Below are 12567 nucleotides of genomic sequence, written 5' to 3' on the forward strand. Positions count from 1 at the left end.
GTCCCATCCCCAGGGGCTGTGCCCCTTCGACCCCCAGCGGCGGGTTCGTTGTGGTTGCTCGCGCAGTTCCCCGCGCCCCTTTCAGGGGCGCGGGGAGGGGGCGAAAAGGCGCCGGGCCTGGCCCCCGGCCCAGCCGTGCGGCAGCACCACCGCCCGGCCGTTGATGTCCCCCGCGTGCAGACGCTCGTAGGCCATCGGCGCCTGCTCCAGCGTGAAGGTCTCGACGTGGGAGGACACGAGACCCTGTCGCGCGAGCTCGAGGACCTCCATGAGCTCGGTCCGGCTGCCCCAGTAGGGGAAGGAGGCCGACACCTCGAACGGCAGTCCGCCGCCGAAGCCGACTGCGAGGGTGCCTCCGCCGAGGCCGACGACGGTGACATCGCCCGCCACCGCCACCGACGCGGAGGCGACTGCCAGGGTCGCCTCGGCTCCGACGAAGTCCAGGACGACTTCCGCTCCCGTTCCGCCGGTGAGTTCCCGGATGCGTGCGGCCGCTTCGCCGTCGGAGAGGAGCGTCTCGTGGGCGCCGACCTCGCGTGCCAGCTCCAGCTTCTCCTTGCCCACGTCGAGGGCGATCACCCGGGCCGGGGTCAGCGCGCGCAGCAGCTGCACGGCGAGATGGCCCAGACCGCCGACGCCGATCACCACCGCCGTGCTGCCGGGTCGCAGCTTCGGCAGCGACCTGCGGATCGCGTGATGCGGGGTCAGCCCGGCGTCCGTGAGGGGCGCGGCCTGCACAGGGTCGAGTCCGCTCAGCGGCACCAGGTGGCGGGGCGAGTCCACCAGCATGTACTCCGCCAGGGCACCTGGTGAGCCGAGGCCGGGCGGCATGATGCCGAGCCCGGCGGCGTGCGGACAGCAGTTCTCCCTGCCCTCGGCGCACTTGTGGCAGTGCCCGCAGCCCCACGGGCCGTACACCGCCACTGACTCGCCCTCCGCCACTGTGGTGACACCAGCGCCCACGGCCGCCACCGTCCCGACACCCTCGTGCCCCAATGTCATCGGCAGGGTGTAGGGGAACTGCTCCTCGGGCCAGCCCATCACCGCCAGATCGGAGTGGCAGAGCCCCGCGGCCGTCACCTTCAAGAGGACCTGACCCGGGCCGGGTTCGGGCACCGAGATCTCCACGATCTCGGGGGCGTGCCCCACCCGCGTGTACTGAACAGCCTTCATCCTCGGACCTCCTTGCTGGTAGTCGTCTCCGTCGTCTCCGTAGTCTCCCGACGGGTCGCCGTTCGGCGGCGGAGAACGGCGGGCAGGGCGATCCGGCCACCCGTGAGGACCAGCGCCACGATGAGGACCGAGCCGGTGAACAGGCTCGCGGCCCACTGCGCGCTGGTGGCGAGCCCGAGTCCCGTGATACCCGTGCCGAGCAGGAGGACCGCGAGGACCGTTCCCCAGGCGTTGAAGCGGCCCGCGCGCAACTGGGTCGCCCCGACGAAGGCGGCGGCGTAGGCCGACAGCAGATACGGGGTGCCCGCGGTCGGCGATCCGGATCCCACTGAGGACGCGAAGACGACGCCGGCGAAACCGGAGAGCAGCGCGGAGGCCACCAGGGTCAGAAAGCGCAGCCGGTCGGTGCGTACTCCCTGCAGCCGGGCCGCGTCGGCGTTGAAGCCGGTCGCGTACAACCGGCGCCCGGTGGCGGTGTGTTCCAGCAGAAACCAGATGGCGAGGGCGGCGAGCAGCAGATACAGCACCGGCAGGGTGATGCCGCCCGCGTCCAGCTGGGCGATGCCCGCGAACGGCTTGGCGAGCAGCTGTACGCCGGTGATCGAGCTGTCGTTGGTGACCATGGTGATCAGGGACTGGATCAGCGCGCCGGTGGCCAGGGTGGCGATGAACGAGTCGACGCGCAGGACCACCACCACGATGCCGTTGACGACTCCGATCAGCAGCGCGGCGCTCATCGCCAGGGCGATGGCCGTGCCGGGCCCGAGTCCGGCGGAGACCAGGAAACGCGCGGTCAGCACGCTGGTGAGCGACATGGTGTAGGCGACCGAGAGGTCGAAGACACGCGCGGCCAGCGGCGGTACGACGCTGAGGGCCACCAGGCCTGCCACGGCGTTGCCGTTCAGTACCTGCTTGACCGTGACGACGGTCGGGAACGTGTCCGGCGCCCAGACGGAGAAGAGCACGACGATGACCAGCAACACGTACACGGCGCCGATGTTCCGGAACGACAGGGCCGCCGCCGCCCGTCGGCCCGGTGCCCCCGGGACGGACACCGCGGATCTCTCCGGTACGGACGGCGGGAGTTCCGCCGCCCGGGTCGGGGTGGACGTCATGGCACTCGGTTCCTTCCAGGGCTCAATTCACTCAATTCCTTCCGGGGCTCATGTCACTCGGTTCCTTCCATGGCGTGCACGAGCGCGGGCTCGGTGATGTCCCGGCCGCTGATCTCCCGTGCGATGCGGCCCTCCCGCACCACCAGGACGCGGGTGCACAGCGCGAGCAGATCCTGTGTGTCGGAGGAGGACACGATGACGCCCATGCCCTCGGCTGCCTGACGCTCTATCAGGTCGTACAGCTGCAGGCGGGTGGTGATGTCCACGCCCGCCGTGGGCTCGCACAGCGCCAGCACCGGCGGGCGCTGGGCCAGACAGCGGGCCATGACGACCTTCTGCTGGTTGCCGCCGCTCAGCGTGGTGATCCGGGCGCCGGCCGGCCGGCGGCCGGCCGTATGCACGCCGACCTGCCGGATCCAGTCCTCCGCCAGGTCGGACTCGCGGCGTCGGCGCAGCCGCCCGGATCGGGCGCGGAGCCGGTCCAGGAGCGGCAGGGTGAGGTTCTCGCCGGCCGAGAAGTCGCCGATCACCCCCTCGCTCGCCCGGTCGGCCGGGACCAGGGGAAGGCCCAGGCCGTCGGCGTCCCGCGCCTCGGTCCACTGCTCGGAGCGTTCCGGCAGCCGCACCCTGCCGCTCACCCGCCCGGTATGGGCGCCGCACACCGCGTACGGCACGATCTCGTGGCCGGAGCCGACCAGTCCGGTGATGCCCAGGCGTTCGCCCTTGGCCAGGTCGAAGCCGACTCCCCGCAGCGGCCCGGCCCACAGGTCGCGGACCTCCAGCACGGGGTCGGCAGGTCCGGAAGGGGGCGGGGGACGGTGGTCGGTCTCCATCTCCTCGCCCGCCATCAGCTCCGCCAGCGAGCGCGGAGTGAGCTCGGTGACCGGGCGCGTGGCGATCCGGCGTCCGCCGCGGATCACGGTGACCCGGTCGGCGAGTGCGAAGATCTCGTCCATCCGGTGCGAGACGTACAGCACGCCGGCGCCGGCGTCGCGGACCTCCCGCACGATGTCGAAGAGGCGGGCCACCTCGCCGGGTGGGAGTACGGCGGTGGGCTCGTCGAGCACCAGGACACCGCGGCGGCCCTCCCAGCCCTGCAGTGCGGCGGCGATGGCCACCACCGTGCGCTGGACTGGGGTGGCCGTCGCCAGGGGCCGGCGTACGTCGATGCCGAGGCCGAACCGTTCGACGAGGGCGCTCGTCCGCCGCTCCATCTCCCGCCAGCGGATGTTGCCGAGGGCCGTGCGGGCGAAGCCGTGACTGAGCGCGAGGTTGTCGATGGCGCTCAGCTCGCCCACCAGCCCCAGCTCCTGGTGGACGAAACGGAGCCGGTCGTGCCGGGAAGCCGTGACATGGCCGAGGTCGAAGGGCTCGCCGTCGAGTTCGGCCACCGCGCCCGGCTCAGCGTGGTGGTAGCCGGCGAGGATCTTGATGAGGGTGGACTTGCCGGAGCCGTTCGGCCCGATCAGGGCGTGGATCTCGCCGGGCGAGACCTCGAGGTCGACGTCCTTGAGAGCCTGGGTGCCACCGAATCTCTTCGACAGGGCGGCCACCCGCAGTACCGGCCCGGTCAACTCAGTCCCCACAGCGCCTTGAACTGCGCCTCGTAGTCCTCGACGATCGGGAAGTCGCCGTCGGCGGAGGGCAGGTTGTCCTCGGTGACGAGCATGTTGGGCAGCACCGCCTTCTGGTCCACGGCCATGGAGTGGCCGGTGAAGTGCCGGGCCAGCGCGTCGACCTGGAGCCAGGCCGTCTCGTGGGAGTTCAGCGCCATCGCGCCGTCGGTGAGACCGCTCTGGATGTACTGGTAGTTCTGCGCGTCACCGACGTTGACGACGATGTGCTTGCCGGTGATGCCGGCGGTTTTCAGCGCGGCCGGCACGCCCACGTTGAGCAGGCCCAGGGAGAAGACGACATGGGTCACCTTCGGGTGCGACCGGAGGTACGAGGTCACGCGGTCCGGCATGTCCTTGCCCACCGCGGTGATCGGCACGTCGACGGTGTCCAGCGCGCAACCGGCGCACCATTCCTTGTACTTGGCCGCGAAGGAGTCCTTGACGGGCTTGAGGATCGTGTAGGCCGGCAGATCGAAGTAGACGGTGTTCGCCTTGGCGCCACTGTTCGACACCACCCATGAGGCGAGCATCTCGCCCTGGATGCCGACATCCTTGGGCCCGTTCTTCAGCAGGGAGACGCCCTTGCCCACCACGTCGTCGGCGTTCGACTGGATGACGGGGATGCCGGCCGCCTTCAGCTGTGCCAGTTGCTTGGCGTAGACGGCGCGCGGGAAACCGGAGGCGACGACGGCGTCCGGCTTGTCGCGTACGGCCTGCTCGTAGGCGGCCTGGACGGACTCCGGGGTGCCCTGGGTGGCGATCTGCTTCACCTTCCAGCCGAGTTCCTCGGCGGCCTCGGTGAAGAAGTCGGCGAGGTCCTTGCAGGACTGGACGCCGCAGAGGATGAAGTCGATCTCCTTGCCCTTGGGGATCTTCTTGCCGACGGGCTGGGTCACGGAGATCGTGGCCGGGCGCTCGGAGTACTTCTCCAGGGCCGCGCGGGCCGCCGTCAGGCCGGGGGAGTCGGGTTCGGCCGCCTGCGTCGAGTCGGCGGCCGGCGTCGCGCCGGTGCCGCACGCCGCCAGGGCGAGCACGGAGGTGACGGGGACGATCGCGGTGAGGGCGCGGCGGACCGCGCGACCGGGTCTGGAACTCATCGTTGAGTACTCCCGTGGTGTGACGCCTGCACTGCCGCGGCCCGCGTCGCTACCGCGTCCGCGGCGGTCGGCTCCGGTCAGGCGGATCGATTCTGTGTCGCTCCACGGCGAGAACTCCGCGGCGCTGGAGCCGGGACGGGCAGAGATCGTCCCGGGATCGAGAAACTTTTGAGGCACTACAGCCTCAAGTGGGTCGGAGTGTGACACGCCTCGGCGGGGTTGGGGAGAGGGTCGCCGCAAGAAATTCCAGTATCTCGGGTGAATTGCGTGGTGACCTCGGAAGGTGCGGTGGTTGTTCACCGGCGTGAGTGTTGCTCCAGCCCGCAGCGGCTAACTACACTCACTCTAAAGTTTCTGCCGGAGGAGAGATGATGGACGAAACGTCGGAGCCGGCCACTGCGCGGTGCCCCGGGCCCAGCGTCCAGGACTACCTCGACCAGGACAGCCGCACGGTTCCCCCCGCCCTGAGGTACGAGCGGAACGACTATCTCGGCAGCGAGGACATCGACACCGCCCGCTTCACCTCCCGCGAGTGGGCCGAACGGGAGATGCGGCAGGTCTGGCGGCGCGTCTGGCAGTTCGCCTGCCTGGAGAGCGAGATCCCCGAGGTCGGCGACCACGAGATCTACGAGATCGGCGACGACTCCCTCATCGTCGTCCGCACGGCCCCCGACGACATCCGCGCCTTCGTCAACGTCTGCCTGCACCGCGGACGCAAACTGCGCACCGGCGGCGGCAACGTCAGCGAGTTCCGCTGCTCGTTCCACGGCTTCGCCTGGAACCTCGACGGCACGATGCAGACCCCGCCCTGCGCCTGGGACTTCCCACACGTCACCCCGGAGAAGTTCGCCCTCCCCGAGGCTCAGGTGGCCACCTGGCGCGGCTTCGTCTTCGTCAACATGGACCCGTACGCCGAGTCCTTCGACAGCTACCGCGGCACCTTCGACGACTACTACATCTGGCCGCTGGAGAACCGCTACAAGTCGCTGCACATCGGCAAGGTGCTGCCCTGCAACTGGAAGATCGCACAGGACGCGTTCATCGAGTCCTTCCATGTGATCGCGACACATCCGCAGATGCTGCCGTGGCTCGCCGACGCCAACTCGCAGTACGACGTCATGGCGGATCAGCCGAACTGGAACCGGATGATCAACATCCAGGGCGCACCCAGCCCGCACGTGGCGGACTCCGTCACGGAGGAGGACGTCCTGGAGACCTTCTACGACTCGCGCGCGTTCTATGCCGCCGCCCAGGGGCGTGACCTGGTGATGCAGGAGGGTGACGAAATGCCGGCGATCCCGCCCGGTGGCACCGCCCGCCAGGTCCTCGCCGAGCGGATGCGCGAACAATTGGCGGCCACCTCGCAGCAGGACTTCTCGGGGACCCCCGACACCGAACTGCTGGATGCCATCAACTACTTGCTGTTCCCCAACTTCAACCCCTGGGGCGGCGCGAAGTCGAACATCATCTACCGGTTCCGGCCCAACGGCCTCGACCCGGACTCCTGCACCGCCGAGATCATCTTCATGTCGTCCCCGAAGCAGCCCGGCGAGATGCCGCCCCCGGCGAAGATCTGTTGGGTGCCGGAGGACATGCTCTTCGCCGACATCCCCGAACTCGGTGTGCTCGGCCCCGTCTTCGACCAGGACTGCGAGAACCTGCCCTACGTCCAGCAGGGCCTCAAGGCGATGCGCAAGCCGGGCATCACCCTGGCCAACTACCAGGAGAGCCGCATCCGCCACTTCAACCGGACGCTCGACCAGTGGATGAACAAGTGAGCCACCGGGTGGCGGTCAGACCCTTGGGCGTCGAGCTCGAAGTCCTCGACGGTGAGGACCTGTTCACCGCCGCCGAGCGGCTCGGCTACCGCTGGCCCACCGTCTGCGGCGGCAAGGGCACCTGCCGCACCTGCTTCGTCCAGGTCGAGGAGGGCGCCGAGAACTGTTCCCCCGTGGGCCCGCTGGAGCGCGAGGGCATCGAGTCCCTGCGCAGGCCGGTGGACGGCCTGACCCGGCTCGCCTGCCGGCTCCGGGTCGAGGGCCCGGTGACCGTGACCAAGCGCGGCGTGCGCCGCCGAGTGCAGAGTTGAGGCCCCATGTCCAAGCAAGTGATCCATCCACTGACCGGGCATGTGTACCGGCTCACCGAGGACGGACTGGTCGAGGTGACCGACCCCAGGTCAGGAGCGCAGGGCATTTTCGACTTCCAGGCCCGGTGGCAGTCGGGCGAACTGCGCCACGCCGACCTCCAGATGGCCGGCTGGGTCGGCCGCCTCGCCCAGCGGCGCACCAGCCCGCAGCCGGAGGAGTGACCCGTGACGCCCCGTACCACCCGGGTGGTCTGTCTGGTGCGCCGACCCGACGGAGAACCGCTCCCCGGTGACTTCGCCGTCGAGGAACGCCCGCTGCCGCCCCTGGGGAAGGGTCAACTGCTCGTGCGCAACCTCTACATGAGCGTCGACCCGTCCATGCGCGGGCGCCTGGAGAGCACCGAGAAGCACTACACGCACAACTTCACCCCGGGCTCGCCGCTCGACGGCCGTGCCCTCGGCGTCGTGGAGGAGAGCCGGTGCGCCTCGGTGCCGCCCGGCACATACGTACGCCACCAACTCGGCTGGCGGGAGCGGGCGGTGCTCGACGATGCGGCCGTCGACGGCGCCGGTCGCATCGACCCGCGACTCGCCCCGCTGCCCACCTGGTTGGGCCTGCTCGGCCAGACCGGGTTCACCGCGTACGTGGGCCTGACCCGGATCGCCGAGCTGCGTCCGGGCGACACCGTCCTCGTGTCGGCGGCGGCCGGCGCGGTCGGCACCGCCGCCGGCCAGTTCGCGCGCCTGCTGGGCGCGGACCGCGTCATCGGGACCGCCGGAGGACCGGACAAGTGCGCCCTGCTGGTGAAGGAGTTCGGCTACGACGCGGCCGCGGACTACCGTGCTGAGCCGGTGCGCGACGCACTGGCCCGGCTGGCGCCCGACGGCATCGACGTGTACTTCGACAACGTCGGCGGTGAGCAGCTCGCCGCCGCGCTGCACGCGCTGCGCACCGGTGGCCGGGTCGCCCTGTGCGGCATGATGTCGCAGTTCGGCGCCGACCGGCGGTCCGCGGACATCAACCAGCTGATCCAGGCGGTCCTCAAGCGGCTGACCCTGCGCGGTTTCATCGTCCGCGACCACCAAGACCTGCGGCCGGAGTTCGAGCAGCGGGTCGCGGGCTGGCTCGCCGAGGGCCGGATCACGGCGCGCGAGACGGTCGTGGACGGCCTGGAGAACGCCGCGGGGGCGCTGCTGTCGCTGCTCGGCGGCGGCAACGTGGGCAAGATGCTGGTGCGGCTGGGAGAGTCAGCGCATGGCTCGTGACGAGGCCACGGTGTAGGCCCGCAGGGAGACCCCGACTCGCGTCAGGCCGGCCACGGCTGCCCGGAAGTCCTTGATGTGCTGGGTGGTGAAGTGCTCGTCGAGGGCTTGCTCCGAGGCCCACCGCTCGTACACACGGATCCGCTGCTCGCTGCCCGGGTCCGCGGTCATCGCGTAGTCCAGGCAGCCCGGCTCCTCCTGACGGGTCAGGTGTCCCAGCACGACCAGATGTTCCAGCATCCTGTCGCGATCCTTGGGGTCATAGTCCATCCAGCCCGCGACGATGACTTCCTCTGCCATGGCGTGTTCCCTTCCAGGTCATGGCCGTGGGCCCGCCGCTCCGTCAAGGGGAGCGGCGGGCCCACGCGTTTCTCAGACGCCGGGCGTGGCCGGCACGCTGTCCACGGTGACCGTGCCCTTGTCGCCGTCGACCGTGATCATCATGCCGTCCCGCAGCCGTTGCGTCCCGCCCTCCACGGAGATCACGGCCGGGATGCCCAGCTCACGGCAGACCACCACGGCGTGGCTGTTGAGCGCGCCCACGTCCACGACGGCCGCTCCGGCGACCAGGAACAGCGGGGTCCAGGCCGCGTCCGTGATCGGCGCGACCAGCACCTCGCCGGGCTCCAGCGCCTCGCACGAGGCCGGGTCGGTGACCACCCGCACCCTGCCGGTGTACGTGCCGTGGCTACCACCCACACCACCGAGCACGTCACCCTCGACGGCCGCCGGGGTCTGTTCCTCGGCGCGTCGCGGCCAGGTGTCGATCTCGGTCCGGGCGTCGTCGGCGACGAAGAACGGCGGTTCCAGGTCGTGCAGCCCCGCGTACTCCCCGAGCCGCTGCGCGATGACAGGGCCGAAGGACTCCGGGGCGGCGACGTAGTCGTCGAGTTCGGTGTCCAGCAGCATCATCACGTCTTCGGGCCGGGCGAAGAGCCCCGTCTCGACGCCGCGGCGACCGAGCTCCCGTACGGCCATGCGGATCTCGTTGATGACGGTGACGCAGTTCGCCTTGGTGCGCTCGCGGGCCGGGATCCACACCTGGGAGGCGTGCATACCGGCGTCGAACATGGGCTGCGCGTCCTCGGGCAGCGCGGCCCGGATCTCCCGCGCCGTCCGCTCACGCTCCTCGGTCAGCCGCTTCCGGCGGGCGGCCGGGGAGTCGTCGTCGGGACTGTGCCGGATCCGGTCGACCAGGGCCAGCGCCTGGACGGGCGCCGCCTCCCAGGACAGCGCGTGGATGTCCCACTCGTTGGGGCCGCGGTCGCCGGACTCGGCCAGGAACTCCTCGAAGGAGTCACGGAACGCCTTCACGTCCCCGGCCGCCCCGTCGAGCGCCTGCTCCACCGCGGCCGGGCCCCGGTCGAACAGCGTGCTCAGCTCGGCCGAGGCCGCCACCTGGCGGGACAGCGTCCACAGCCCGGTCGAGGGGGAGGCGGAGTCGACGTCACCGAGACCGCCGATCAGGTCGAGCATGGTGCCGGGGCGGTCCACACTCGCGCACAGCGGGCCGAGGATCGCCGGTCCGACGGACGCGGGCAGGGACGACTCGACGTGCCGCTGGAAGGTCGTCTCCACCTCGTCCAGCAACGACCGTGCGTGCGCCACCAGTTCGGCGTCGGACAACTGCGTCAGGTCGGGGCGCGAGCGGCGCAGGGCGCGCAGCCGCTCCCGGTCGGCGTCGGCCTCCGGAAAGCCGGCCTGGCCGAGCATCCGCTGAAGCGTCCCGCCCGCCTTCGCGGTCAGCTCCTCGTCCTGGTCGTCCGGGTGCGCCACGTACACCGGCGTGTCGGAGCGCTGACCGACGAACGCCGCGTCGATCTGGTCCGCCGTCTGACCCATGCGGATGCCGAACAGCCGCATGTGGGACAGATTGAGATAGAAGTGGCCGCCGAACATGCCGACGAACGGCGGTCGGGACCCGGCCACCTCCTCCTCGCGGTAGATGCCGAACCCGACGAAGCCCCGACGCCAGCCCATGAGGCCCCGCCCCCAGACCAGGGTCCAGCCCAGGGGACTGGCGGGGTCCGGCAGGGTCTCGCCCGCGTTGGCCCGGGTGTAGTGCGGCAGCCGCTCACTGCGCTGCCAGTCCGTGATCCAGCTCTTCATGACCGAGGTCTCCCGCTGTCCGTACCCGTGCCTGCCCCTGCCCGCCGCCCGCCTACCACTGCGCTGTTCCGCCGTCGACGCTGATCAGCGCGCCGGTGATACCCGCCCCGGCCTCGCTCGCGAGCAGCGAGGCGACGGCCGCGATCTGCTCCACGGTGGTGATCTGCTTGGTGGCGGCGTGCTCGGCGAAACGGCCCAGCCACTCCTCGTACGAGATGCCCTCGGCCTCGGCCGCGGCGGGACCCGCGGCCCGCATCAGGTCGGTGTCGACGGCGCCGGGGCAGATGGCGTTGCAGGTGATGCCCTGGGTGCCGTACTCGAAAGCCGTCGCCTTGGTCAGGCCGTGGATGGCGTGCTTGTTGGTGATGTAGTGGCTGATCGCGGGCTTGTTGGCCTGCTTGCCCTCGACCGACGAGATGTTGATGATCCGGCCCCAGCCGCCCGCCAGCATCTTCGGCAGCGCGCGGCGTGTGCCGTAGAAGTAGGCGTTGAGGTTCAGCTTGAGGGCGTCGTGCCAGGCTTCGTCGCTGAGTTCGTGGACCGGAGCGAAGCCCGAGGTGCCGCCCACGTTGTTGACCCAGATGTCGAGCCTGCCGAAGCGCTCGGCGGCGAAGTCGGCGAGGCCCTCGATGTCCTCCTGGCTGTTGGCGTCGCAGGGGTGGAAGACGGCCCGGTCCCCGGCGTCCATCTCCTCCAGGGCCTGCTTGCCCTTGACCTCGCTGCGGCCGCTGACGACGACCGTGGCGCCGTCGGCCAGGAAGGCCTCGGCGATGGCGCGACCGATGCTGCGCGTGCTGCCCGTGATCACCGCGACACGTCCGTCGAGACTGCCCGTAGCCACCATGGTGTTCTCCCGCGAGTGTTGTTGGTTGCTCACCTGGCGGCTCTGGGGGCGCTTACGTCCAGGTGCTGGTGAATGGTGCGGTGGAAGTGCTGGAGTCCGGGCTCGTTGCGTCCGAAGACGAAGTCGGTCCCGTCGAGGGCCTTCAGACCCTGTTGGACTCCGTAGGTGGTCGCGTAGTCCTCGTCGCGGACCACCTCGTGGAACCACTCGCCGAACCGGTCGGCGGTCTGGCGCTCCTCCTCGGTGACCGCCGGTTCCCGCAGCAGGATGATCTGCTGGGTCACCGACTCGGTCGCCGTGCGGGGGAGCACCAGGGAGACGGCGATCTTCTGGCGCCAGCCGCCGGCGATCGCGAGGCCCGGGAAGAGCCAGTAGATGGGCCCGACGCAGTCCCCGGGATCGCGCTGGTCCGGCGGCAGCTCGACCGCCTGCGCGATGGGGCGCAGGGCCGGTGCGATGCGCTGATGGGGGCCCCAGGTGTCGTGGGCCATCATGTTGGAGAGGTTCGTCTCGAACACCGTCTTCGGGTGCAGCGAGGCGAAGTGGTACGTCTCCAGATACCCGTCGAGGGTGACCTTCCAGTTGGGACTGGTCAGCTCACTGGTGGAGTAGTGGTGGCACTCCGCCAGCCGGAGGCCCTCCAGCAGGGGCCGCAGGTCGCCCAGCCAGGCGTCCAGGTCGGGCTCGGCTGCGGGGTCCAGTGAGACGAAGACGATCCCCGCGCGCTCCCCGGCCGGGAGCCCGACGAGGCTGCGGCCCTCGCGCGGAACCTCGCCGAAGGTCTTCTCGGCGTACACGCCCCGCAACTCCCCGGCCAGGTCGTACGACCAGGAGTGGTACGGGCAGGTGAGCCGCCTCGACACTCCGCAGCCGGGTTCGAGGAGCTTGGCCCCCCGGTGCCGACAGGCGTTGATCATCGCGTGCACGGTGCCCTGTCGGTCGCGGGTGATCAGCACGGGGACGCCGAGCACGTCGATCGCCTTGTAGGTGTTCGGCCCGGGAAGCTCGCAGGACATGGCGAGCGGCAACGGGACGCTGCGGTGGACGGCGTCCATCTCGCGCTGCCAGCGGTCGGCGTCGAGGTAGTTGGCCACGGGTTCCGTCCACTGGCCGTCCGCCTCGTGCGTCGTGTTGTCGCGGTAGTGCGCCATCACACGCTCGACGAGTTCGGCCGCCTCCCGCCGCATCGTCAAGGACGCGGCGTCGGTGGACCTGTCCTGGCTGATCCACGACGAGTATTCGGGGGTGGAGGGGGCGGAGG

Annotated in this window: 12 protein-coding genes; 4 read left to right on the forward strand and 8 right to left on the reverse strand. The window is 70.4% G+C overall.

What is annotated here, in order from left to right; all coding sequences use genetic code 11:
• Positions 1 to 81 precede the first annotated feature (81 nt).
• Genes FNH08_RS30010 through FNH08_RS30025 form a run of 4 tightly spaced genes read right to left on the reverse strand, consistent with a single transcriptional unit; the run spans position 82 to position 5001 of the window.
• Entirely contained in the window at positions 82 to 1173 is a 1092-nt protein-coding gene (locus FNH08_RS30010) for an NAD(P)-dependent alcohol dehydrogenase (RefSeq protein WP_152774669.1), read from the reverse strand.
• Positions 1170 to 2288 carry an ABC transporter permease gene (locus tag FNH08_RS30015; protein WP_152774670.1) on the reverse strand — a complete coding sequence of 373 codons (1119 nt, stop codon included), beginning with the start codon at positions 2286 to 2288 and terminating at the stop codon, positions 1170 to 1172. Before FNH08_RS30015 ends, FNH08_RS30010 begins: the two co-directional genes overlap by 4 nt.
• 53 nt (positions 2289 to 2341) lie before the next feature.
• Positions 2342 to 3874, reverse strand: a complete 1533-nt coding sequence (locus tag FNH08_RS30020) for a sugar ABC transporter ATP-binding protein (RefSeq protein ID WP_152774671.1) — start codon at positions 3872 to 3874, stop codon at positions 2342 to 2344.
• Positions 3859 to 5001 (reverse strand): sugar ABC transporter substrate-binding protein, encoded by a 1143-nt coding sequence (locus tag FNH08_RS30025; protein ID WP_152774672.1) that lies wholly within the window; start codon positions 4999 to 5001, stop codon positions 3859 to 3861. The genes FNH08_RS30020 and FNH08_RS30025 overlap by 16 nt, the downstream gene beginning before the upstream one ends.
• A gap of 371 nt (positions 5002 to 5372) precedes the next feature.
• On the opposite strand from FNH08_RS30025, the gene FNH08_RS30030 reads away from it, so the two are divergent.
• The 4 genes from FNH08_RS30030 to FNH08_RS30045 are packed head-to-tail and all read left to right on the forward strand — an operon-like array spanning position 5373 to position 8356.
• Positions 5373 to 6779 (forward strand): aromatic ring-hydroxylating oxygenase subunit alpha, encoded by a 1407-nt coding sequence (locus tag FNH08_RS30030; protein WP_228034443.1) that lies wholly within the window; start codon positions 5373 to 5375, stop codon positions 6777 to 6779.
• A gap of 8 nt (positions 6780 to 6787) precedes the next feature.
• Positions 6788 to 7090 (forward strand): 2Fe-2S iron-sulfur cluster-binding protein, encoded by a 303-nt coding sequence (locus FNH08_RS30035; RefSeq protein WP_322725743.1) that lies wholly within the window; start codon positions 6788 to 6790, stop codon positions 7088 to 7090.
• A gap of 6 nt (positions 7091 to 7096) precedes the next feature.
• A complete protein-coding gene (locus tag FNH08_RS30040) occupies positions 7097 to 7312 on the forward strand; it encodes a transposase (protein ID WP_152774674.1) in 216 nt (71 codons plus the stop codon).
• Between the two features lie 3 nt (positions 7313 to 7315).
• The gene (locus FNH08_RS30045) at positions 7316 to 8356 is read left to right on the forward strand and encodes an NADP-dependent oxidoreductase (protein ID WP_322725744.1); all 1041 of its coding nucleotides are present in this window, start codon (positions 7316 to 7318) and stop codon (positions 8354 to 8356) included.
• Here FNH08_RS30045 and FNH08_RS30050 read toward each other — a convergent pair.
• The 4 genes from FNH08_RS30050 to FNH08_RS30065 form a co-directional block, all read right to left on the reverse strand.
• The gene (locus tag FNH08_RS30050) at positions 8339 to 8653 is read right to left on the reverse strand and encodes a putative quinol monooxygenase (protein ID WP_152774675.1); all 315 of its coding nucleotides are present in this window, start codon (positions 8651 to 8653) and stop codon (positions 8339 to 8341) included. The genes FNH08_RS30045 and FNH08_RS30050 overlap by 18 nt on opposite strands.
• A 72-nt stretch (positions 8654 to 8725) precedes the next feature.
• The gene (locus tag FNH08_RS30055; protein WP_152774676.1) at positions 8726 to 10462 is read right to left on the reverse strand and encodes a PEP-utilizing enzyme; all 1737 of its coding nucleotides are present in this window, start codon (positions 10460 to 10462) and stop codon (positions 8726 to 8728) included.
• 52 nt (positions 10463 to 10514) lie between these two features.
• Complete coding sequence (locus tag FNH08_RS30060; protein WP_322725747.1) at positions 10515 to 11339, reverse strand: SDR family NAD(P)-dependent oxidoreductase; 825 nt, start codon at positions 11337 to 11339, stop codon at positions 10515 to 10517.
• Positions 11336 to 12567 (reverse strand): aromatic ring-hydroxylating oxygenase subunit alpha (locus FNH08_RS30065; protein WP_152774677.1); only part of this gene is annotated, 1232 nt, incomplete at its 5' end. The genes FNH08_RS30065 and FNH08_RS30060, both read right to left, overlap by 4 nt.

This window comes from Streptomyces spongiae (assembly GCF_009377185.1).
GTDB lineage: Bacteria > Actinomycetota > Actinomycetes > Streptomycetales > Streptomycetaceae > Streptomyces > Streptomyces spongiae.

What these genes read in the sequence shown, in the direction of transcription:
- FNH08_RS30030 (WP_228034443.1), top strand. Translation starts at nt 5,373, where the DNA reads ATGGACGAAACGTCGGAGCCGGCCACTGCGCGGTGCCCCGGGCCCAGC.
- FNH08_RS30010 (WP_152774669.1), bottom strand. Translation starts at nt 1,173, where the DNA reads ATGAAGGCTGTTCAGTACACGCGGGTGGGGCACGCCCCCGAGATCGTG.
- FNH08_RS30050 (WP_152774675.1), bottom strand. Translation starts at nt 8,653, where the DNA reads ATGGCAGAGGAAGTCATCGTCGCGGGCTGGATGGACTATGACCCCAAG.
- FNH08_RS30015 (WP_152774670.1), bottom strand. Translation starts at nt 2,288, where the DNA reads ATGACGTCCACCCCGACCCGGGCGGCGGAACTCCCGCCGTCCGTACCG.
- FNH08_RS30055 (WP_152774676.1), bottom strand. Translation starts at nt 10,462, where the DNA reads ATGAAGAGCTGGATCACGGACTGGCAGCGCAGTGAGCGGCTGCCGCAC.
- FNH08_RS30025 (WP_152774672.1), bottom strand. Translation starts at nt 5,001, where the DNA reads ATGAGTTCCAGACCCGGTCGCGCGGTCCGCCGCGCCCTCACCGCGATC.
- FNH08_RS30040 (WP_152774674.1), top strand. Translation starts at nt 7,097, where the DNA reads ATGTCCAAGCAAGTGATCCATCCACTGACCGGGCATGTGTACCGGCTC.